At 48.9% G+C, this 23,556-nt stretch carries 19 protein-coding genes and 1 pseudogene; 2 read left to right on the top strand and 18 right to left on the bottom strand.

Going from position 1 to position 23,556, the window contains the following annotated elements; genetic code table 11:
• Positions 1–95: 95 nt before the first annotated feature.
• The 8 genes and pseudogenes from FE296_RS20365 to FE296_RS20330 form a co-directional block, all read right to left on the bottom strand.
• The gene (locus FE296_RS20365) at positions 96–959 is read right to left on the bottom strand and encodes an STM4011 family radical SAM protein (RefSeq protein WP_150366116.1); all 864 of its coding nucleotides are present in this window, start codon (positions 957–959) and stop codon (positions 96–98) included.
• On the bottom strand, positions 956–2,344 hold the full coding sequence (locus tag FE296_RS20360; protein ID WP_150366115.1) for an STM4012 family radical SAM protein: 1,389 nt from the start codon (positions 2,342–2,344) through the stop codon (positions 956–958). Before FE296_RS20360 ends, FE296_RS20365 begins: the two co-directional genes overlap by 4 nt.
• A 47-nt stretch (positions 2,345–2,391) precedes the next feature.
• A pseudogene (locus FE296_RS20355) lies at positions 2,392–3,178 on the bottom strand (STM4013/SEN3800 family hydrolase).
• Positions 3,171–4,406, bottom strand: coding sequence for an STM4014 family protein (locus tag FE296_RS20350; protein WP_223868960.1), 1,236 nt, complete (start codon positions 4,404–4,406; stop codon positions 3,171–3,173). Before FE296_RS20350 ends, FE296_RS20355 begins: the two are co-directional and overlap by 8 nt.
• A gap of 33 nt (positions 4,407–4,439) precedes the next feature.
• Positions 4,440–5,282, bottom strand: coding sequence for an STM4015 family protein (locus FE296_RS20345; protein WP_150366114.1), 843 nt, complete (start codon positions 5,280–5,282; stop codon positions 4,440–4,442).
• Positions 5,283–5,630: 348 nt separating this feature from the next.
• Entirely contained in the window at positions 5,631–6,254 is a 624-nt protein-coding gene (locus FE296_RS20340; protein WP_124117689.1) for an XTP/dITP diphosphatase, read from the bottom strand.
• A 1-nt stretch (position 6,255) separates the two neighbouring features.
• Complete coding sequence (gene rph / locus FE296_RS20335) at positions 6,256–7,011, bottom strand: ribonuclease PH (protein WP_017692572.1); 756 nt, start codon at positions 7,009–7,011, stop codon at positions 6,256–6,258.
• 118 nt (positions 7,012–7,129) lie between these two features.
• The gene (locus FE296_RS20330) at positions 7,130–8,185 is read right to left on the bottom strand and encodes a GerMN domain-containing protein (protein ID WP_091037631.1); all 1,056 of its coding nucleotides are present in this window, start codon (positions 8,183–8,185) and stop codon (positions 7,130–7,132) included.
• A gap of 188 nt (positions 8,186–8,373) precedes the next feature.
• Between FE296_RS20330 and FE296_RS20325 the strand changes: the two genes are divergently transcribed.
• Positions 8,374–8,940 carry a phosphatidylglycerophosphatase A family protein gene (locus tag FE296_RS20325; protein ID WP_091037633.1) on the top strand — a complete coding sequence of 189 codons (567 nt, stop codon included), beginning with the start codon at positions 8,374–8,376 and terminating at the stop codon, positions 8,938–8,940.
• Positions 8,941–9,082: 142 nt separating this feature from the next.
• Here FE296_RS20325 and FE296_RS20320 read toward each other — a convergent pair whose 3' ends face one another.
• From FE296_RS20320 to FE296_RS20300, 5 genes are all read right to left on the bottom strand, one after another.
• Positions 9,083–9,736 carry a ferric reductase-like transmembrane domain-containing protein gene (locus FE296_RS20320; protein ID WP_167483786.1) on the bottom strand — a complete coding sequence of 218 codons (654 nt, stop codon included), beginning with the start codon at positions 9,734–9,736 and terminating at the stop codon, positions 9,083–9,085.
• Positions 9,737–9,772: 36 nt separating this feature from the next.
• Positions 9,773–10,816 (bottom strand): FAD:protein FMN transferase, encoded by a 1,044-nt coding sequence (locus tag FE296_RS20315; RefSeq protein WP_124117685.1) that lies wholly within the window; start codon positions 10,814–10,816, stop codon positions 9,773–9,775.
• Entirely contained in the window at positions 10,813–11,229 is a 417-nt protein-coding gene (locus FE296_RS20310; protein WP_124117683.1) for a hypothetical protein, read from the bottom strand. The genes FE296_RS20315 and FE296_RS20310 overlap by 4 nt, the downstream gene beginning before the upstream one ends.
• 198 nt (positions 11,230–11,427) lie before the next feature.
• The gene (locus FE296_RS20305; protein WP_150366113.1) at positions 11,428–12,411 is read right to left on the bottom strand and encodes an MBL fold metallo-hydrolase; all 984 of its coding nucleotides are present in this window, start codon (positions 12,409–12,411) and stop codon (positions 11,428–11,430) included.
• Between the two features lie 27 nt (positions 12,412–12,438).
• Complete coding sequence (locus tag FE296_RS20300; protein WP_150366112.1) at positions 12,439–13,182, bottom strand: class I SAM-dependent methyltransferase; 744 nt, start codon at positions 13,180–13,182, stop codon at positions 12,439–12,441.
• Between the two features lie 222 nt (positions 13,183–13,404).
• Here FE296_RS20300 and FE296_RS20295 point away from each other — a divergent pair, with 222 nt between their 5' ends.
• Complete coding sequence (locus tag FE296_RS20295; protein ID WP_150366111.1) at positions 13,405–14,280, top strand: DUF72 domain-containing protein; 876 nt, start codon at positions 13,405–13,407, stop codon at positions 14,278–14,280.
• A 191-nt stretch (positions 14,281–14,471) separates the two neighbouring features.
• Here FE296_RS20295 and FE296_RS20290 read toward each other — a convergent pair whose 3' ends face one another.
• From FE296_RS20290 to FE296_RS20270, 5 genes are all read right to left on the bottom strand, one after another.
• Positions 14,472–16,616 (bottom strand): glycoside hydrolase family 88/105 protein, encoded by a 2,145-nt coding sequence (locus FE296_RS20290; protein ID WP_223868964.1) that lies wholly within the window; start codon positions 16,614–16,616, stop codon positions 14,472–14,474.
• An 89-nt stretch (positions 16,617–16,705) separates the two neighbouring features.
• Complete coding sequence (locus tag FE296_RS20285) at positions 16,706–17,527, bottom strand: polysaccharide deacetylase family protein (protein WP_150366109.1); 822 nt, start codon at positions 17,525–17,527, stop codon at positions 16,706–16,708.
• 17 nt (positions 17,528–17,544) lie between these two features.
• A complete protein-coding gene (locus FE296_RS20280; RefSeq protein WP_150366108.1) occupies positions 17,545–20,895 on the bottom strand; it encodes a glycosyl hydrolase in 3,351 nt (1,116 codons plus the stop codon).
• A 237-nt stretch (positions 20,896–21,132) separates the two neighbouring features.
• Positions 21,133–22,638, bottom strand: coding sequence for an extracellular solute-binding protein (locus FE296_RS20275; protein ID WP_150366107.1), 1,506 nt, complete (start codon positions 22,636–22,638; stop codon positions 21,133–21,135).
• A gap of 18 nt (positions 22,639–22,656) precedes the next feature.
• On the bottom strand, positions 22,657–23,544 hold the full coding sequence (locus FE296_RS20270; RefSeq protein WP_017692544.1) for a carbohydrate ABC transporter permease: 888 nt from the start codon (positions 23,542–23,544) through the stop codon (positions 22,657–22,659).
• Positions 23,545–23,556: the final 12 nt, after the last annotated feature.

The following is a 23,556-nucleotide window of genomic DNA, read 5'->3' as shown; positions in this document are numbered from 1 at the left end:
CAATTCATATGTGCTGAAATTGACATTGAAACCCGTCCATCGTTACATTTTTAGTGAACCTACTTTAATGTTTATTTCGTTCTCCCTTGCCGTGCTTATCGGTTAATGAATACCGGATTTCGCTCAAGCAACCCACTGCCAAACGTTTCCCTGAACGGGGAATCCTCCATATGGATATAACCGATGTAACAGCCACATTTTTTCATGCGACAAGGCCGATCCTCAGACAAAGCCTGCAAACCATCACGATACAGATGCCCAATAATCCGGCGATCCTTGTAACACCGCTTCACATGCCCTGACCCCTGTACATAAAATACTTCCGAACCGGCAGCACATCGTTTGCCCAAGCTCTCGTAATCCTGCAGATTACCTTCAAAAAGCGGATCAAGCCCACGTAAAAACTGAATCTCTTCCGGCGTGTAATACTTGGGCCGATCTTTGAAGGCATTTACCCACATATACACATCATCCGGCAAAGCCTGTCTCATGGACTCAATTGCGGGGAAAGCACTACGGAGTCCGACAGTACCGACACTAAAAGCAAGTCCCATCTGACGCAAGGTCAGACATTGTTTTACAAAAGAAGCCTCTTTTGTCTCACGAGGATGATACGTCGCCCAAAAGGCAGCTTTATTCGCATCCAGCTCCCTCGCCCAATCCAGCTTGACGGACAGGTTGGTTTGAATTGCAACTTTATCCACATGTGGCATATGTGACAGCTCAACCATTGCTTCCCGGTACCAACGACGCACCAAAGCTTCACCGTAGGGATTGAAGAAAATCGAAAATTGATGCCCGGCACTCTCTTGCTCCCTGACCCAAATTACAAATTGACGCAATTGTTGTTCATCCACTTCCAACGTCTCTTTGGAATCCACGGTTTTGCTAAAAGGGCAGTATGGACAGTCGTAATTACAGGAAGACAACTTCCCCCGATAATACAAAGTTGCTCTCATGAGAAAACAAACCCTTCCATCTGTTCACGAATTTCGGCAGATATAAGCCAATCTCCAATCGCATCGGAGTAACCCAGTCCTTCTTCTGTCAGACGCAGCACCTGCTTGCCCTCATCGTTCTCCAGCTCCGCCATGCCCTCTGTCAACAGTTCAGCCAACCAGACATAGTCGGACATCACATCGGTACCAAAGCGCTGATGGTATTCAGACAACGCCAATCCCTCCCGATGCAGCAAAGCTTTCAGAATAAAGCGACGTCTCTGTTCCTCACGGCTTAACACAATACCATAATCCGCTACATCGTAGCGCTCAGTTGCCACATAATCTGCAATAATGCTCTGTGTGGCCTTGTAACTCACGCCATACTTGGAAGCATAATGTACTTCACTCGTATAAGAGCGTGCGCCACATCCCAGACCAACCATGCCCTCCTCCTGACAGCTATAAGGCAGAAGCACTTTGGAGGACGAATGTTCCTTGGCAAATCTGCGCATCGAATATTGCACATAACCTTTACTTTTTAAAATCTCACATGCAGCTTTGTACAGCTCCATCCGAATGTCAGGTCCCTGACGGCGAATATCATCAGGCTTCACGATTGTATTTTCCCGTGTATACAAGGGATAGATAAAGATTTCACCCGGTTCGTAAGCCAACACTCTTTCCAGTGAATATATCCACGATTCCACCGTTTGACCCGGCAGACCATAGATCAGGTCCAGATTCAGCAATGGGAAATCATACCGAGTAAGCTTCTCAAGCGCTCGTTCAACCTCCTGCGGTTTTTGTGGACGATAGATGGCAGAGGCTTCAGCTTCAATAAAACTCTGGATGCCCATACTGACACGATCCACACTTCGTTCCTTCATGATGGCCAGCTTGGCTTCCGTAACGGTATCCGGCGACGTTTCCACCGAAATCGATGCTTGTGCAGGGTCCAGCCCCATCACATGTTCAGCAATATCAAACAGACGATTCAACTGAACCTCATTTAATAACGTAGGCGTTCCTCCACCAATCGCGAACCTCGAATAAGGCCTTCGAGATGTAATGAGTGCCCACTGCTTCGCCTGACGTTCCAGCGCATCTACATAACGTTCATGCGTATCATCCCGTCGATCCGGCAGTGTGAACAGATTACAGAATCCGCAACGAGCAGCGCAAAAGGGAATATGCATATATAAAAAATACGTATCGGTATTTTCTCGTTCCCACAGTGGCCCTAACGGCAGTGGTGGGTCAAGCTCCCGATAGGCGGTCTTGTGTGGGTACGAGTATAAGTAAGAACGATAAGGGAATGCCAGTACTTCACTGAGACTTGTAGCTATATTGGATCCGGACTGTGTGGAATGGCCTGTTGTTGTATGTTGTATATGTTTCTCCATTGGTTTCCTCCTGTCTCCGGTTGTTGTCCTCATAAGATCAATACATTCTATACTAAAAATTCACGGTAAGGCACCGTCCACACCACATCATGTGCGAGCCTGTGACCTTGATATCCGTCTTCACCGTAAGCTGTACCATGATCGGAAAAAGCAAGGCAATACGCAGGCCGAGCGCGTTTCCTCATCGCCTCGAACAATGGTCCAAGAGCCTCATCTACATATCGAAGTGCAGCTCGCTGAGTCTCCACCGAGTCCTCCTTCGCTCCTTCTACAAAGTAACGATTGGGGCCATGAATGGCAGACACGTTCAAAAACATAAATATCTTTTCATCCTCCGCTGTCTGTTCAAGCAACTTTAATGCATGCTGTACCTGATGCTCTGTTGATTTGGGGTTGGTTACCCCAAAGTTCATTCTCCAGTAGCTGTGTTGGAAATAACCTGGCAATACTTTCGCAAGCGGGTTTTTTTTCGTAAAAAAGATGACACCACCAATACAGATGGTACGGTATCCTTCAGCTGCGAACCCGGATACGATATCCGGTGTATCAAACAGCCAAGTGTGCGGATGTGTCTTGAGTCCGGTATTCCGGGAATGAAATAGCCTTACATGAGATGCCTTATCTGTATTGGCAGGGGTCGGCATAAAACCACCAAAAAAAAGCATGGTGCGCCGCATATGTAAAACTGCCTGGGGTATGACGCTTCTCCCACGAACCCGAACCACATAGATTAGGACAATTCTCCTCTTCCAGCTTGGCTACGTCATATCGTAACGTATCCAGCGTAATCATTAACAGATCATGGGAGCCCACGATGGTGTTCATATCAGGCATGTTGAATAGGCTCCTTTCGTAAAAGTTCCATTTCCCACTCATAGGTTCCGAGGCCATGATGCTCAACCCTGTATAACAGGTCTCCAAACGGATTCACATCCAGCACATAAGCACGCGGATTCGAACCACTAGCAAGCATCAAATCAATTCCGGCTGACCACGAGTTGGGAAATGCAGACATGGCTGCTTGCGCTGCCAACCGAACCAGCGACATCCGCTGTTCATCCAGCCCTGCTTCAGCAGGCAACATCCGTTCATTACGCAGATGCAGATTGGTAATTGGCGTATGGCTCAACCGCATAATCGCATGACCTGCCTGTCCACCCGCAACCAGTTGGCGAATATCATAGGCCCGTTGATCAAGCGTGGCTTTGGGCATCCATCGTTCAATCTGTGCACCTTCTGCACATAACCAGTTCATCAGCGTAATAATCTCTTCACTGCGGGTATACTTGCGTAGACGTCCTTCATTGAAGAAAATCGTCTTGCCCTGTCTCTGTTCCATCCCCATCGTTGTTACAGCGATTTCATCACCCGTTCGAGGATTGACTTGATAGGCAACAACTCCTGAAGCCCCGGAGCCGCACGCAAGCTTCACAAACACACGATGCATCTCGGCAACCTTCATTGAGCTACGCAGGTCCATATAATCGCAGATTGGCTGCGAAGATTGAAGCGCTGGAGGTACATCAACTCCATGTGAAGATAGATGCTGCTGACATGTTCTCTTGTCAAACATCAATTGGATATCGGCGGGATCATTCATGAATCGGACTACAGGCCATATTTCCCGAGACTCACGGCCAATTCGATCCAGACATTCTTTCCAGCCACGGAACCACTGGGCAGGAGCGTATATTCTTCCCCACTCCTGTTCCAGCGTAAGTGCCTGTTCTGCGAAAAATGCTTCTGTACCCATTCCACCCGTTAATGTTGACGTATCGTTCATAGCTCCAAGGAACAGTAGTTCACGCTCCACTTCCCAATCCTCTCCTGGAGCATCTATTCGAATCAGGGGTACAGGCAGATTCGCATCTACTGTATCAGCGACGGTTCGTCCGTGTCTCCAATTCTGGAGCAATTGAGCATATGGCAGTACAACCGCAGGTTTCAGCCCTAATCTATGCCTAGCCTCTTGCAGCCCTTGTGTTCGTCGGTTATCAGGGTTTCCAATCAATAAAAAGGGCTGATCTTGCGTTGGATCAGGCATACCTATCGGTTTATGCATGCTTTCTTTCATTTCCGTAACACCTGACATCATCTATTCCGTTAACGACGGGTAACGCCAGTCATCCTCATCACTCTGTTGCTGGTCGCTAATATCTACAGATATACCCGATTCGTTCCAGCGACTGATCATTTCATTGGTCATGTAATGGTAACTTAGATCAAGATGTTTCAGTTTCTTGATCTTGTCACTGGCAAGCAACGCCTCAGCCCCTTCATCGGACAACGTTCCTTGCGATAGATCCAGTACTTCAAGTTGATCCAGAATAGGTGCTTCAGCTGCTGCTTTGGCAATCTCATCCTGAATTTCACTGTCTTTCAGACCCAAGTAAACCAGCTTTGGAAATAATCCTTTTTCTAGCAAAGGGAGTACGTCTTCAAGTGATCCATCAAAACCATAATTATCCACACCCAGGTACAGTTCCAGTTTACGCAATTCAGGCAACTTGGCATGGGTGATTGAAGATAACACTTCTTTCGGGAGACCACCACAAATAATAATCAATTCTTCAAGCTTGGCATGCTGGAGTGGTTCCAGACTGAGGCCGCTACTGCCCATTACAGAGAATGATTTTAATTCTGGAAAGGCACCTAACAGCGGTGTGAGATTGGTCTGGATAATCCACGATACTTCACATTCTTCGAATCCCATATCTCCAATAAACAGTTTCTTCAATGACGGAAAACTTGGAGCCGACTCGATAAGCGTACCCATGAACTCATCAGGCGAATTTTCATAAGCCTGTCCCCAATCTCCGATGACCAGACTTTCCAATGAGCTGGCCTCCGGTTTAGCCGCCAGTTCCTTTATTAACTTTTCCATACGAATGCCGTCCTCATAATCATCGTAAGATACAACAAGCTTCACTTCTTGCATGAGTAGATCCCTCCGTTTAAGGTTCATATATGATTGGTTAATTTGAATGTTAACCCATACCACACAAGGCTTGCAACTTCTTCCAACTCCAGTCCCAATGAGATTCCCAATCGTGCAATGTAAACCATTTCTCTTGTAGGTAAAAGAACATACGTTCTGATATGTAGTCACAAAAAATAGCCCTCACCATAGGTATATGGATGGACCTTCACCAAACCCGCTCAAACACTTCATTTCATACAAAAAGCGTTAATGGCGGGTGAACCATTCCATCGGAATGTCCTGTCCCTCCATTAACGCTTTGATGTTCACATATCATGAATTTAAATCAAGATGTTTCGTTTAGTCTCAGCCTTCAAGTCTGGATACAAGCGCTCTCAGCGCGTGACCACGGTGGCTAATCGCCTGTTTTTGCTCAAGCGTCAGCTCTGCCATCGTCATCTCGTATTCAGGTACATAGAAGAGTGGGTCATATCCAAAACCGCCAGCACCTGCAGCTTGAGCCGTGATCCAGCCTTCGGCAGTGCCTTCCGATTCATACTTATCACCTGTTGTCGGATCGTACAGTACCAACGCACAGACAAAACGAGCCGGACTTAGTAGCGGCTGTTCGGTGTCCTCACCGGATTTCAACGATTCCAGCGTCTCCAGCAACTTCGCATTATTCTGTGCATCCGTTGCTCCTTCGCCTGCATATCTCGCTGAATATACTCCCGGCTCCCCGTCCAACAGATCTACGCAGAGTCCTGAATCATCTGCCAGAACAGGCAAACCAAGCGCATCACCAACCGCTTTGGCTTTCTTCCAGGCATTCTCCGCAAACGTTACGCCGTCTTCTATCACATCCGGCAGCTCCGGATAGTCAAACATGCTCTTAACCTCTTTACCAAGCGGTGCGAAAGCATGAGCGAATTCACGGACTTTACCCGCATTGCGGGTTGCAACAATGAGGATTGGGCTGTCCAAACTCATCTTAAGCTTCCCCTAATCCACGCGCGCCGATCTTGAGCGCAATCGGTCCGAGCACTTCTTTTTGACGCTCGATCATCTCCAGAATTCCCTGCTCACCAAGTTCCAACATCGCGTTCAGTTCCCGGCGATCAAATGGAGCTTCCTCACCTGTTCCCTGAAGCTCGACGTATTTGCCGCCGCCTGTCATCACCAGGTTCATGTCTACCTTGGCTTTGGAATCTTCATCATAGTTCAAATCCAGTACAGGCTGTTCACCCACAACGCCCACACTTACTGCGGCAATGAAATCCGTAATCGGGAACACTTGCAGTTTGTGCTGTTGGGAGATCTTGTTCACGGCAAGTGCCAGCGCTACAAACGCACCGGTAATGGACGTTGTGCGTGTGCCTCCGTCAGCTTGAATAACATCACAGTCCAGCGTAATCGTACGCTCACCAAGAGCCTGCAAATTAACTACCGAGCGCAGTGCCCGACCAATCAGACGCTGGATTTCCATGGTGCGTCCAGTTAATTTGCCGCGATTGGCTTCACGTTGGTTCCGAGTATGTGTTGCACGTGGCAACATGGAATATTCAGCTGTTACCCAGCCTTTTCCTTGCCCTTTCATAAAGGGAGGAACACGTTCCTCCACTGTAGCTGTACAGATCACCTTTGTATCTCCAACTTCAATCAGTACAGAGCCCTCGGCGTATTTATTCGTGTTCACTGTTAAATTCAGCGGGCGCAGCTGTTCGCTGGTTCGTCCGTTTGATCTCATATTTTCTGCCTCCTACGACTTAAGCATCCTGTAATGTTGAGCTTGTTAACATTTTTACGAATCCCTTATATTTTACCAAAGAGTTCGATTAAAAGCATCCTTAAGCATTCCTTGCTCATTAAATCGGAATTTCGTTGATATATTCAGGCTTGGAAACCGGCGCACTGTAATCCCTGTTGTCGTCACCCATGACCGTTTTTTGGCCATTCCATTCGATCTGCACTTTGGCATCCTTGCTGGCTGTGTTCTCCGCAGTAGTTAATACGACAGACTGTAACAGCTCGCTTGGCACGATATCCCCTTCGGCAAACATATCATCTTTCAAGGCAACCGTTACCGTGCCATCCTCTGCCGTTTTGACCGATTGCAGCTCTGTTCCGCCTGTCATGACCTCTTCCAATTCGCCACCTTTGTCAGGTCCCTTGATCAGTTCATTCAATGCTGCCTGCACCCGATCTTCACCAGGTGTAACCAGACGTGTCACCGGAACATAATATTGGATGCCTGCTGGCGAAGCAGCGGAGAAATAGACCGTTACCGGGCTGCTGTTCGTCACAAACGTATCACCCAGATCCAGATTGATTCCCACAGCCCGATTCAGCGGTTCAGGCAGCGGCGTGCTGTTCACCGGCATTTGCGTTAACTTTTTGCCATCCACCCAGATCTGCACATTCTCCACATCAGGAGTTCCCGTCAATGTCCACGTGACAGCTTCCAGCATTTTCCGTTCTTCCTTTGCATCATACTTGGCAAAATTACCCGAGAACTCAACGACCGCCAACTTGTCATCCGCGTGAATCGTTACATTCTGCACAACCGTTCCCTGCGGGAGAACGCCCTGGAATCCTTCAGGCAGCATACCTGCATAGGCCCCGCCTGTGACAAGTGTATCCAGTGCTGTCTTTGGACTGCTGGCGTCTGTTCCAGAAGGAAGTGTCAGGGATACCGGAGCGAGCAGCCCCTGCTGGTCTTGCAGATATACCGTCGTTAATGGAAGCGTTGCGAGCGCACCATTCCCTTCGGCTGCTTGAATCATGGCTGCTTCCTGAATAGGCGGTGGTGGATCAACAGCTTCGGAAGACTGTGCTCCAAACATGCCGCAGCCTGACAATACCATAGGAATACTCAGCAACGCTGCTGCCGATACCGTACGCAAAGATTGGATCTTTCTCATGATCACGTTCCCCCTCATCATTTTTACAGTTTGTACTACCATGTATACGAGCCTTTGTCCAAAAAATAACTAAAAGATAATCGCTTCGCTAAAAACTTATATATTATCTTAAAGAAACGTAAAACAGGTTAATAACGTATTAGGAAGCAAGAGTAGGGACATTGCTAACTTCAGAGGAGGAATCGCCCATGGAACATCCTGAGCAAGAAAAAATCCCTTACAGCCTGAATAGCCGCAAAGTGGCGGAGGCAACAAGGGAATGGCTGCATAAGCGGGGCGTCACGATCCCTGAGATCGCAGAGCTGGTCATGTTATTGCAGAAAAAATATTATCCAGGTCTTACGATGGAAGAATGTATCGAAAATGTGGAGATGGTTCTCCGTAAACGTGAGGTACAGAACGCTGTTCTGACCGGGATTCAGCTTGATATTCTGGCAGAACAGGGGCAGCTCATATCTCCTTTGCAGGAGATGATTGAGAACGATGAAGGACTGTATGGCGTGGATGAGATTTTGGCATTCTCCATCGTCAATGTATATGGCAGCATTGGATTTACGAATTATGGTTATGTGGACAAGCTGAAACCAGGGGTGCTTGAACGACTTAATGACAAGAGCCTGGGCCCTGTCCACACGTTCTTCGATGATATTGTCGGTGCGATTGCATCGGCAGCGAGCAGTCGGATCGCCCATCGCAAACAATCCGAGCTTGAAGAAGCACTGGGAGAAAAACCTGTCAGTGATGACGCTGTATAATGCGTAACTCGTTTCATATCTGAAGTCATGTGGAACATTGGACATGTGTATGGATGCTTCGTGAAATAACTGTTCATGGAAAAAGCGGCCAGATGGCCGCTTTTTTGCATGTGTAAGATACTTTTTGATGATCCACATGTTTTTATTTCAGATGTTTAGGTCGTACCGTTCCCACCAAACCAAAACCTTCAACCCAATTCTGCTCGGTAGGTGAACCAGATGTTGCCTGTTTCGGTCCAATCGTGATTTCCGGGCCTTTGCGCTCTCGCAACATGCCACGCAGCACAGTGATGCCAACGATGCTGAGTCCGGTAAATACATACATCATCCGCATGATAATGTTGCCTGAATCTGATCCTGTTACCATGCCGTGAACCAGCAGACTAATGAACACCGGGTAGGACAGCATGTGGAACATGAACCACCATTTGCAGCCCAGCTTGTTCCGCAGATCACTGGATAACAGGACAATCACTAATCCGTAGAAGGCTATCGTTCCCAGACCACTGCCAATCGGATGCACGGAGGCTGTAAAAGGAATCAGAATTTCTCCCCAGGTCAACGGGCTATAGTGATTAATATATAACGTTAATGCGTGCACGAGTCCAAGTCCGAAGGCGAGCCAGGTCGTTCGAGTATGCCATTTGTACATGGTCGCTTTAGGTTTGCCTTTGGCCATAGGCATCCCTTGTGCAATGCCCAGAAATACACCGGCAAAGAGCAGCACATAAGCAGCAATTCCACTAATTCGAATGATATTCCACGTCGGCAGGTAATCTACAATCCATTGTGCCATAACCGGCTCCCCCATATCTGTTAGACTTGTCCCCGTTTATATCAGACTGAAGCGATGATCCGGATCAAAACCGGGCCAGTGCTCAGCGAGCGTATCCGTATTCCCTCTAAAATAAATACTCTCATCCCGTGTCATCCACAAGACGTCATGCCGATCGTAATGTCGGTTTAACCAACCCACCGCCTCGGCACTACCCAAAATGCAGACCGTCTTGGCAATGATCTCGCATTGCGAAGCATGCTGTCCCAGAACCGTACACTGCAATACGTCCGTATCTGCCGGCTCCATCGTCCGTGGGTCAATGAGGTGGTGTGCAAAGCTTCCATCCGTATTCTGCCATTGTCTGCGGGAAATACCCGAAGTGGCAACAGCTCCTCGCTGTAAACGGATCGCTCCCGACACAGCACCCTGATTCTGCAAAGGATCTTCTACTTGCAAGGTCCACTGGGGATAGTCCGGTGTACCCCATACTTGAATATCTCCACCCGCGTTAATTAAACCCGCCGGGATATGCAATGTTCGCTGCAACCAGTCCGCAATGCGCTCCACCGCCCATCCCTTAACGATCCCTCCCAGATCCAACTCAGCTCCAGGGTCCAGATGAACCATCCGACTACCTTCCCGCTGAATCCATCCCGGACGACTGTGGTCATGACGATCTTCCCTCATTCCTGAGCTTTCAGGTGTTCTCGTTCGCAAAATGCGTTCAAGCAGCGGACGTTGCGGTTGTCGTTGTTGCACCTTCTCGAAGCTTAGATCATATCCCGAAGCCTGAAGAGCCTGCGAGATACCCGGTTGAAAAATCCCTTCAGTCAGTCCAATATATCCATAGGCCAGGCTCAAAACTTCATCCATCGCAGCGGAGATGGGGATCCATCCGGTCGAACCATTCAGACGATTTAGTTCACTGTCTGCCACAAATCGGCTGAAGCGCTGCTCTTGCGTCTCAAACCAATTCTTCACCACGGTTGCTGCATGTTCAGCTTCTTCCTGCCCAGCGGACAGCTGCACTTCAACATCCGTGTTCATTGCACGGAATTGAAATCGGAGCGGACGAGCAACTTGCTCCGTGCGGCTCATGATGCACCTGTACGTGACTGATAGTTGCCACTGCTGTATCCAGAGTCTTTACCCTGGTTATTTTGCCCGATACGCTGAGAATCTGAATAATTATCCTTGTTACTCACGCTCTGATCTGGCCGAGCTGCTTGTGTGCTATCGGATGTTCCATTATATTGACTATCATCATTATTATTGTCCTGCGTATTCCAGTTGTTGCTGTCCGTTGTGCTGTTGATCCATTCATCCATCACATCATCCCGCGTATCCACCTGGCTTGAAGCAGTAACGCTTGTATCCGTGCCATTCGCTGCTGCATAAGCCACATCAAAGGCATCCGAAGTTCTTACATATTGAAAGAGTGCAGCCACGGTCAACGTTGCTGCCGCTGAAGCTTGCCATTTTCTCCATTGATTCCGTTTTCTTCTGGTCATCGCTCTTCCCTGCTTTCTTTAGGGTGTGTCTCAAGACACGCCCTAGCGAAGTTCATAGATGTATCATAGGCGCGCTGGCTTAAAAATAGATGAATGAACCGTTAAGAGAGGCTAAAAAGACCCCGAACAGGTGAATTTCCTGTCCCGAGCCTCTATATAAGATCGCATTATCATTTTATAACAATATCATCATTCCGTTTAAATTTGAAAATAGAACGTGCCATCCGTTTGTTGCTCTTGCTTCACCAGTTCGCGTCGAATTAACTCCTGCAAATGGGCCAACGTCTCACTCATGGCAAACCGCAGTTGATGGGTACCCAGCCGATTCCCAAACATGTGCACACAGATGTCATAAGCATTCGCCGGTGACTCCTGAATTCGCTCCGTCATCTTCTGAAGACGTTCCTCGTGATGAGCCAGCAATTGTACTGTCCGTTCGGAGAACTGGGCAAAAGGATTCCGATGTCCCGGATACGCATGCTTGACGTTCAGCTCCCCAAGACGTTGCAATCCTTCCATATAAGACAATAATGGCTGAGGGTCACTGCCGGGTTGCAGACTGATATTCGGTGAAATCTGTGGCAAAACCGCATCTCCGCACAGAATCTCCATGGACTCCGGCGCATAAAAGGATAAATGGCCTGGGGCATGTCCACCTGTCTCCACAGCAATCCAACGTTTCCCGCCCATATCGAGCCACTCGCCATCTTCAACAGGTGTGACATTCGGAAGTGGCGTGATCTGCGAAGCAAATGCCTTCATATGTTCATGTATCTGCTCAGTCTTGTCTTCCGGCATACCATGACGACCATAATAATCAGGTAATATTGTATTGATGTGTGAATCAGGTCCCCACATATAATCGGCCTCTTGGCGGGAACGTGTGGACATTAGAACGGGTGCACCTGTCATCTGTTGCATCCAACCCGACAATCCAAGATGATCGGGGTGATGGTGGGTCAGTACAATCTGACGGATATCGCTAAAGATCAGACCGAGAGCTGCCAACGCTTCACTCCACTCCTGTTCTGTTTCCGAATTGCGCGGTCCCGGATCTATAATGGTTATCTTCCCATCCGGTTCTGATAACACATAACTGTTCACCCATCGCAAGGGAAACGACATGCTGATCTTGACCCGGTGTATGCCCTCTGTCATGGGCATCTCTTCTGTGCGCTTCATGTTATCCCCCTTCCAGACTGTTTCTGTTCACTCCACAGGACGACGGCCAACAAAAATCATGCGTGGAGAAGTCTGCTCGTCATATTTCTCTTCGTCATAGCCACCATGTACCTGATCTACGTGAAGTTCAGCTTTACTTAACAGCTCGCTCAGTTGATCCTTTGTATACAACTTTACACGCTCCTGATATACCCGCGGTTCATGTCCGGATGTGGTGTCCGTAATGCGAATCTCCTTCTGCACAAAACCTTCCTCAATCTTGCGATACTCCTCAATCCGCTGCCCCTCATCCTCTCGGACGGAGTGTGGCATCAGATGCCGAGTCACATAAGCCGTATTCATAAAATCAATAATATAGCTGCCACCCGGGCGAAGCATGCGATGAATGGCACGTAATACTTTCAATTGTTCTCCGTCCTCCAGGAAATAACCAAACGATGTGAACAGATTAACTACAGCGTCAAAGCCACCTTTCAGCGGGAGTTCACGCATGTCCGCATGACACCACGATACTCGGTGTTCGGTGTCCATTAGGCGCGCTTCACGTAGAAGCACATCGGACAGATCAACTCCGGTCACTCTCAATCCTGCATCAGCAAGTGCCATGGAGTGCCGTCCCATACCGCAGCATAGATCCAATACTTCAGCATTGGGCTCAAGCTTCAACCAATTGATCATTTTATGTACTTCCTGATAGGCACCCTGCACATCCCGGTGCTTGTATACGAGAAGGTAATCTTCTCCAAAACTCTTTTCATACCATTCCGTCATCCATTCTCGCCCTCCACTTGTCACTGGCTCTCTATCTATAGTCACTGTTGTACAAGCCTGATCATTTCCCCTAGCTTTAATGTATTGTACCGTCTTTATTCTGCAAACTCAAAAAATTCCAGTAGATCATCTACATTGAAGAGCCAAAATGCACACGATATAATGTTAGACATACGCATACCCCTGCGAATCGGTTAATTATAAGCAACAGGAGGTGTTCTTATGATTCACATCGGACTTACCGGATGGGGGGATCAGGAAGATCTCTATCCAAACCGTACCAAAGCCAAAGACAAGCTCAGTCTATACGGACAATACTTCTCCACCGTGGAGGTGGATAGTTCCTTCTACGCCGTTCAACCCCGGGATCGAATGGCACGGTGGGCTGCAGAGACGCCCGAATCCTTTGCTTTTATCATCAAAGCCTATCAGGGAATGACCGGACATCTGCGAGGCAAACCCTACTTCACCAGCACGTCGGAGATGTATAAGGCTTTTCGGGAATCACTGGAACCCGTCATTGAAGCTGGCAAGATGCAGGCAGCCTTGTTTCAATATCCACCTTGGTTTGAGTGCAATAAGGACAACGTCAAAGAGCTTCGTGAAGTGAAACTTCGAATGGAAGGCATTCCGTGCGCACTCGAATTCCGCCATCGCAGCTGGTATGAAGATGGCATGCGCGAGCGGACGCTTTCGTTCATGAAGGAGCAAGGCTGGATTCATAGTGTCTGTGACGAACCTCAGGCAGGTTTAGGTTCCATTCCTATCGTGCCACAGGCGACGGATTCGGAGATGACGCTGGTTCGCATGCACGGACGCAACGTGTCCGGCTGGCATCAGAATGGTGCGCCTAATTGGCGCGAGACCCGTTACCTGTACCGTTACAACAAGGAAGAATTGTTGGAATGGAAAGGGTATCTGGAGCAATTGCAAGAGCAGAGCAAGGATGTCTATGTTATTTTTAATAATAACTCCGGTGGCGATGCAGCGGCGAATGCACAGATGATGATGGACCTGCTGGACCTGCCAGTGAAGCCTTTTCCTGACCGTACTGAACCAGAACAGAAAGAAGGACCGGAGCAATTAGAGTTATTTTGATCCGAGCTAATGATGCAGTTATTCATATTATTGGGTGAAGGTAAGTGTATTTATATATTGCTATCATGCTGATCAAATTCGGGATTGGAATAAAACTAAAAGCGGCAAGCCTGAGGGCATTGCCGCTTTCTTTAGCTGGTAATCTACCTATAGAAAGCTATCAACATACATTCGTTTCGTTGCGTCAAACATCAGCGCTGCGCGGCTGTAACCGAAGAATCGATATGCGCCTCACGGAGCTGCTGATTCATTTTATGCACTTCAATGCCAGCCAAGAGCACAATGCCAATCCCGTGGGTATCGTTCAGATTCCATCCCAGATCATCGCGATAATACAAGGCAGTAAACGAGTACCCGGAACCCCGGCATACCCCATATACATTGCCCTTATAGTCAATCGACAAACGCGTCAAACCTTCCCATCCTTTACGTACCGCCTCCAAATAAGGCTCCGGCTGTTCCAGCCAGCCTTCCCGAATACCACGGGCATAAGCGTAGATGAACATGGAGGTGCAGGAGGTTTCTTCATACGAATCCGGGCGGTTCAGCACCTGATGCCAAAGTCCATTTTCCCCTTGCAGCGCCAGATAACCTTGACTTAGATCACGATAGAAACGTAACAGTTCCGGCCGCTTCGCATGATCATGTGGCAGGATGGATAACAATTCGGTTAATGAAAAGAGCACCCAGCCGTTCCCTCGTCCCCATGGAATACCTGTCGCCCGACCACGCACAAAATCATACACATGGGACATGATCTGTTGATCGGGAAGGTAGAGGTATTTACGGAACATCAGAAACTGATTGATCGCATCATCCCAGTACGCCCTATCTCCTGTCAACTGACCATAACGCATCAGAAAAGGTGTGCTCATGTATAAGTCATCACACCACATCGTCTCTTGACGCATCTCCCCACTGCCGCGAACCCGGTAAAAGGCACCATCCTCCAGACGTTCTTGCTCATCCGTAATGTAGCCCGCAATCCGATCCGCGGTATCTCTTCCCCCACGAATATCACCCAACTCCATCGCAGCAAGCAGCGTAGACCCAAACGAACCGCAATCATCCAGGCTGTCGATGGCAGACAGTTGATTATTGATTCCTGCCGCACCATATCCTTCCCGATCCCATAGACCATAGCGGTCGAATGAAGTACTCAGTTCAATATGTTGCCGCACATACTGAATGTAATCATCCCGTCCCAATTCCTGTCCTGTCTGGAGCAGTCCAAGCAGGGTAACACCGAGCGGATAATTCCACTTCCCGTAATGTGTATTCTCCAGGTAAGGACGAACATGGGTATCAGGAAGGTCTACCCGCCAATATACACCTTGTGCGCCATCATCAAACACGGTATCTGTTCGCACGATGTCAGCATGGGGTGGTTCTGCATCGGGAGCAAACATACCTGTGTACAGCCAGGGGTCAGAGCATCCTGCAACCGGATGAGGTGGTTTCAGGCTCCAGCCTGTGGAACCCGAACGCTCGACATCTTCCAAAGTGAATCCCCATGATCCACCAAGTGCTTGAATTTCACCTTTCGCGACCAGATCCGAAGAACCGTAACGGCGTGGGAGTTCAACGCGGAAGTTACCGCTACTTCCAGCAGAGTATACTTCCGTGCCACCCACATACAGGGTCAAAGCTCCATCATGATTTCCTTTTAAAATAATTGGCGTTGATCCCGGCAAGATTACATCCAGTCTCGTCCATGCATAAGCCACAGCGGGTTGTTCCGCACCAAAGATGCGAGCAAATGAACCCTTGCTCTGCTCCTCATCTGTCCAGCCCCTTCGCGGATACCAGGAAAGGCCCGTTTCTTCTTCCGTCATGCCGTCACGAGGAAGAGATAATACAGGTTCATCGACGGGTTCCGAATATAACCAGCCCTCCTGTCCTTGACGATCTGCCCCAGGAGTGAGGAAGTGCAGCGGGAAATTTTTGAATGAGGCTGTTCCGTAAATACCGCCGAATCCTACTTCTGTTTTGACAAAACATAGCAACACATCATTCCAGCCATAGTTCACGGAAATCGGAATCTGGGTTCTTCGTTCGGGAAACAACTCCTGCAACAACTCAGACTTGAATACCTCTTCGCCGTTCACATAGATCGTCACCGGACTATAACAGTTCAGGCCCGTATTTAACGTTGTATTCTGCTCGCTCCATAACTTGCCCCATACATACACGTACTGCCCTGCATGCGCCTCTACGCATTTCTCATTCAGATTCAGGTCGTAGCGATAGTCGCCAAGCCTACGAAAACCACCCTGATGATAAGCTCTGAACAAAAATGAATGTTTCGGATGATCACCAATATAACGCTGAGCCACCGTAGTCAATATATCCGGAATTGAATCGTATACCTTGCCTGCAATCGCCTCGTTCTCATGAAAATAACGAATGATCGTCAGCTCCTTCCTTATACCTTGATTCGTTCGCTTAGCCGCAATGTCTCTCCGCCATGCACTTCAACAACCTGTTGATCTGCCGTGAACCAAACCGGGATGGCAGACGGATTATGGATGATGGATCGATCGGCTGAACACTCCAGTCGTTGCACCGCTTTCCAATAGGCAATCACTTCGATGTTCGTGGCATACCAAATATCGTCCCTGCCGCCAATCTGCTCACCAAACTGTTCGATGATCTCCCAGTTGTCGTTGTCATTGAACTCATAACTGTGACCCCAGACATAGAGTAATAGTGGCGTACCTGTTTTGGAATGTTGGATAAAACGTTTGGCATGCCCCGCCAGATCATGGTTATGATGACAGGTCGGGTGCCATTCAAGGGGACGGTCTGGCAACGTGTATCTGCCATGTGATTCAACGGTACGAGCATAATCGATGCCAAGCCACTCCAGCTTTGTACTTAACGCACGGTCATATCCTCCGTTGGGATAAGCCATGCCTCGTACCGGATAACCGACGAGCTGCTCCAAGGCTTTTCGGTCTTCCATAATCTCTTCGGTCAATAGTTCATTCGGAACATAAGGCAGCGTAGGGTGAGTAACCGTATGAACGGCCACTTCATGACCCGCATACAGTTCAGCAACTTCCCCCGCCTCAATGCGGCCTGGATTATCCAGGGTACCGGAGTTCAGATTAAAGGTTCCCCGTAGACCATACCGATTACAGATCTCCACCAGTCTGCGATCATGCACCACTCCGTCGTCATAACTGAGCGTTAACGCTTTCATCACACCACCTGGATAGCGGTCAAACTGAATACGATGTCCCATCCCTTACTTCCACTCCTTTATCCTAATTCTTCAACAGGTACATGACCTGCATCCTGTAATTGATGATGTTCCGAATCAAAATACGTACCTTCCAGCAGGCCGATCAATGTGTTGGTAATCCGCACTTCAATGTCGTTGTCTCCCGGACGCAACCAGGAGGCCTCTCCCTTCCAGCGATACGGAGACCAGCATCTCACACCCAGACTATGTCCGTTCACCCGCACTTCCACCACATCCTGCACACGCCAATCGCTAAATTCCAGTTCAAACGAGGTAATATCTTCCCCTGGCTCATCCAGCCAGAACGTGCGTTTATAACTCATTTCCCCGGCAAAATAGGGATACAGCGGCTGCGGTTCAGGTCCGATACGAAGGGCCGTGTCCGACTCCCGTACAAGCGAAGCCATGCCTTCATGATGGAACTCCACGCCGAATCTTCCCTGTAGATACAGGGGATCCACGAGGCCATCCTCATCTTTCGTTACCTGCACAATCACCGTCATTTCGTTAAGACCGCTGTGCAGCAGCTCTGTAATTTCACAAGCGATATTATTGTGGTCGGTTATTTCAATTGGATCGAATTGTTCCTTTTCAAGCAGATGCCCATTAATCTCCATCGACCAAGTGCCCGAGATCGCCGCTCTGTCCATGAATAAAAGGCATGCAGACAATGCCGTTCTCAGCTCAAATGTGGTCGTATAACGGCACTCGATCGGGTAAGCAACGGATGCCTTTTTCGGTGTGCCAAACACCTGATTAAACTGGACTGGCAGATGCTGCTCCGATAATTCTGCCGCCTGATCAATAAACGGTTTTACAGCTACATGCTGGCTTTCCAGAATCACACCATTAGCATTGGAAGCCTGAAGATGGAATTGTCCCATTCGCAAAATGTTAGGCTGCACCGTTTCCAGTCGCCATGGCCCTTCCGAAGGGACCATGATCTTACGGGCCTGATTAGCTCCTGCCGATACAGCCGTTACGAACCCCGAACCAGTTTTGTCTGTTACATCCACCTTCGTTGTTAATGCCTCTTCCTTCGCAGGTTGTAAAGTAAGACGAACAGCATGTGCTTCATAAGGCGCCAGCGTAAGTGAAATACAACATTCCCCGCCACTGCTCGTATACGGTAATGTCTGAAGCTGTCCGGTCTCCAGATCAAGTCGTTCTGCCACCAGACAAGCACCCTCTGTCAGCTCCGTTCCATCCCACAGCTGTCTGGCGACCAGCTTCAACTGTCCCTTCAGGTCCTGACCCTCCTGATTGGTCAAAAAAACCATGTGCTCTCCAGCCGACAATTGACGGGTGTGCATCAACAGGGAGGCGCTCTCCTCCTCCATAATCCAGCAGATGGGTTCGGGTAACACCTGATCGAGCAGGAGAGAGATCAGCTCCAGCGAAAAGTCATCTCCCTGCCCCGTTCCTGCGGGTAGAAAATAAGCATTCCCCTCACCTTGATGCCACATGGTTTCACGGTTATCGTGACCCGTGTCCCCTCCACGGCCCCAGTACACCTCTTGCGGCTGCTCGCCCGCACCAAAGAACTGGGTAGCTTCATCTCCCTCCGGACTTCCCGGCTGAATCGCAATATGTGGAGGCATCCCAACAGAAATGACGGTCCCTCCCTGATGAACGAATCGCTTCACCTGTTCCCAGGCCGCGGCCTCCAGATTCAGCATCGGTGGCAGAATCAGTACGTCATAACGGGCAACGCCGATCTGAATGATGCCATCCGTTAAGTCAGCTTCAGCCAACAATTCGGGATCAAGGTGATCATAGTCACGTCTGTTCTCAAGCAGATGTGTCGTGATCCTCATCCAGTCCTTCGTTAGACGATTCAGTTGCACCCGTTCTGCTTCGTCTTCGCCGCTATACTCAAATCCATGCAGCGGATTACCCATCAGACTCCAGAATGTCGTCGTTGGGTCAAGCACGGCAATACGAATATCTGCTGCTCCGGTGCTCATGAGATAGCTCAAACGTCCGGTATAATCCCCCAACTGCCGGAAATGCTTCCAGTAGGGATTCTGTAAAAATTGAGATGGCGGTGCATCATGCTTTGCCAGCCCACCAATCGTATAGAAAAAGGCGTGAAAGTTATAAAAATTGGTGCCCATGGCGGCCATTCGATCGATCATCCACTTGGCATCCTGTAGCGTCATCGACCAGCCCACACTGTGAAAACATTCAATCAGATTGCGGCTTCGGCCCAATTGCCGGGCAAGCGAACTGACCATCTTGGGATTGTCACGCATCTTTTGGCCGTATCGTTCCAGAATCCACGATAAGGATCGTCCAATTTTCTCATGGGCCGAATCACCACCTGGCATATGGCTGAACAACTGGGTGGTCATCCGTACGCCAGGCACCTCAGCCGCATACTGGATTCCTGCTTCCTCACACCAATCATGCACCTGTTTGTGATAGGACTCCCTGAGAAGCAGGTGCAGTGACTGGTAATAGTCATACCGAATACGATGCGCGTCCGGAACATCACCATATAACAGCGCCGGTAGCGAATCGATCAGACTATAACCACAACGCTCACTGAAATAACGGGGAAGCTGTTGGGACCAGGGGATACGGCCCAGCGGTGCAATCTCATCCGAGAACATGCCTTTGATTACGCTTTCAAATTGATCTCCAACCGCTGACTTATAACGCTCATGTGTCAGTTCAATAAAACGACTCATCGCTTCCTTGTGACAAGGATCAACAAAGTTGCCGTAATATTTGAAGTCGTCGATTTCCATTTCTTGAAATATAATCAACTCCCAATCACCCGGGGGAACATCCCACAACAAGCGGAACGCTGTTTGGTAGGTGAAGAACCGCTTGCGGTTATACGATGTGAGTCCGGTCTCCTGATAGACCTGATCGGTCTGGATATTGCCGATTTTGCTGCGCAAATCAATGGATTCATGCCACAACCGTTTGCCCTGTGCATCCTTGGGAATCGCCTTGGCAACCAAGACTCGTCCCCATGGCAACTCCAGATCCACAGCTTCCTCGCCCTGAACCACCAACTGATGATGCACGAGCTGGCGCTGCTTCGCTTCAGGGAAATCAAGGGTCACTTCCCCGCCAGCCATCCCGCTTGGATATGGATATTCGTCATATAACCATACCTGCATGCCATGGTCGGCCGCCGCTTCCACTGCAATCCGCACCTTATCAAACCACGCTTCGGAGAGATAGGGAATTTGCAGTCCTTGACGTGGACAGATAAAGAATCCGCCTACACCTTGCGCGGCCATCTCAGCCACCTGCCGCTTAATCTGCTCTTCTTCCATATCCCCGTTCCAGAACCAAAAGGGATGGACCCTGTACTGCGCCTCGGGATTTTCAAATGCATCCCCGTTCCACATGTTGCCTTCCTCCCTGCATGTTCAAGAGTGGTCGTTAAACTTTACTAATAACGTTCATTTAAGTTCAAATAGGTTTGTTTCGCTTTGATTATACATCAAAAACCATATTCAGGAAGTCATAATTTCCAGAAAGTTGGATGATTTTTTTGTTCACGGATCAAGCCATTACAGCGATAAAAAAAGCCCGGCTGTCCCCGTTACCCTGAAAGCACGGCTGCCGGGCTTTTGCTTATAAGACTACTTCAGTGCAGCGTACAGTTCATTGACTTCTTTCACATAATCGTCTCCGCCGTTGTTCTTCCACAGGGTAACAGCATCTTCGAATCCTTTCTCATCAATCTGACCTACGATATATTTGATCCGTGCATCGTTAATGATATTGTCCAGCTGCGGTCCTTTCTGAGCATAAACATCAGAGATCAGCGGTTCACCAGGATTGGCGATGACAATCTCTTCGTTGGCCTTCTGCACCTGTGCAACCTTTTCACGGACAGGTGTCTGTTGTACGCGAAGCGTCTTGTCCTCGGGAACAAACATCAAAATCTGATTCAAGCCCTGCAGATCGCGGAGAGCAAGCTTATCAGTGGATGGGATAATGTAGTCCCCTTTTTTCTCATACTGCTTGCCTTCCAGTCCATTCCCAAGCAGCGCCTGCAATTCTGGTTCATTGAGTTGATCCAGAAAGCTTAGCACCTTCTTCAGTTCCTCTTCCGTTTTGACACTGCCTTTGGAGATGGCAATCATTCCGGAATATCCGGACGTTGGCATATCCCGCAGCCCCTTCGGACCTTCCATGGCTTGCAGCACATCCACCCGTCCTGCCGCATTCGGATCTTTATCAAGTATTTTCTGGTCCATGCGCTGGGCATTGTCTGCTACATCCACCATGACACCCGCTTGCCCATTCACAAATGGATCAGGCAGTTTCGTCGCATCCATTACCGCAAAGTCCTTGTTCACCAGACCCTCGCTGTAGATCTGGCGGAAAAATTTCAGTGCTTCCATGTATTCTGGTGTCTCATGCGCAGGGATTAGCCCCCCGTTGCCATCATCTCCCCATTTGTTGGGGGCACCGAACCATACCTGCATGTTATCCCACGGGCCCGTGAATTTGCTGGCTACCAGACCGTACGTATCATCCTTTCCGTTACCGTCCGGGTCATCCTTCGTGAACGCTTTCAATACATTGTAAAATTCATCAATCGTCTTTGGCTCTTCCAGCCCCAGATTCTCCAGCCAGTCCTTACGGATCGTCACCCCATTACGTCCCAGAGGGCGAGCCCGATAAATCCCATACGTTTTGCCATCGATAGAGGCATTATTGATGATGATTTCATTCATCTGGCTCAGGTTCGGATAGTCCTTCAGATAAGGACCAAGCTCCCAGAATGCTCCGGTTCGTGCCGCATTAATGAAACTTGGAGACTTCCCTAACACCACCATAATCTGAGGCAGCTTTCCCGAGGCCAGTGTAATGTTGAATTTGTCTTCATACGAGCTGCTTGGCACCCACTGCAGGTTCACATCCACCTTGGTCAATTCCTCCAGCTTCTGAATCACAGGGCTGTTGTCCGGCGGATTCTCCGCTTCAAAGTTCGGTAGCATAATCGTGAGCTGATCGGTACCACCCGCAGCGGTTCCTGAATCTGCTTTGTCCGTGGAGCATGCGCCCAGAATTGTACTAAGTACCAGTGACGCAGAGAGTAGCAGTGCCCCTTTTTTGAATCCCGTTTTTTGTCCCATACGTTCTCCCCCTTGGCTTTAGCCTTTGATTGAACCTAACATGACACCTTTGGCAAAATGCTTCTGCAAAAACGGATACACCAGCAAAATCGGAATCGTACCTACAACGATTACAGCCATTTTGATCGACTGCTCTGGGGGCTGTACAAAATTGGGGTCCATGTTTGCCATATCTCCGACACTGGCTTGCGAGAGTAACACGATCTGTCTCAGCATGACTTGCAGTGGCCATTTGTCACTGTCGGAAATGTACAGCAGTGCCGAGAAAAAGTTGTTCCAGTGGCCTACGGCGTAGAACAAGGCAAACGTGGCAATGACCGGCTTCGATAAAGGCAGAACGATTCGCCACAGCACCCCGAGATCCGAACAGCCGTCGATACGGGCCGCTTCCTCCAGCCCGGGCGGCATTTGCTGAAAAAAGTTTTTGACAACTATTAAGTTAAAAGCGCTGATCGCGCCAGGAAGCATAAGGGCCCAGTAGGAATCAAGCAGTCCCAGTCCACGAATGACGAGATACGTTGGAATCATGCCACCGCCAAATAACATCGAGAAAATTACCATGTTCATCATGACGTTGCGACCCCAAAAGTCACTTCTGGATAGTGGATAAGCCATCGTTAGTGTGAAAAACAGATTGACCAGTGTACCTGCCACCGTGATGAAAATGGAAACACCAATGCTGCGAAAGATCGTGGACGATGAAAAGATATACTCATACGCGCTGAAGGAAAACACCTTCGGAATGAGGAAAAAACTGCGTTCGGTAATCTCGGCTTCCGTTGCGAAAGAATTCCCTATAATATACAGGAACGGAAGGACGGTTAATATGCCCAGAATCCCCAGCATGACGTAATTGAAGATATCAAATACCTTGCCGGCAGGGCTGTTGTATAGACGGCTGTTCATGGGCGCTCCTCC

The sequence above is a fragment of the Paenibacillus sp. UASWS1643 genome, assembly GCF_008693195.1.
GTDB classification, from domain to species: Bacteria; Bacillota; Bacilli; order Paenibacillales; family Paenibacillaceae; genus Paenibacillus; species Paenibacillus amylolyticus_B.
Note: the sequence above shows the minus strand (reverse complement) of the source record. Positions and strands in the feature narration are given on the sequence as shown.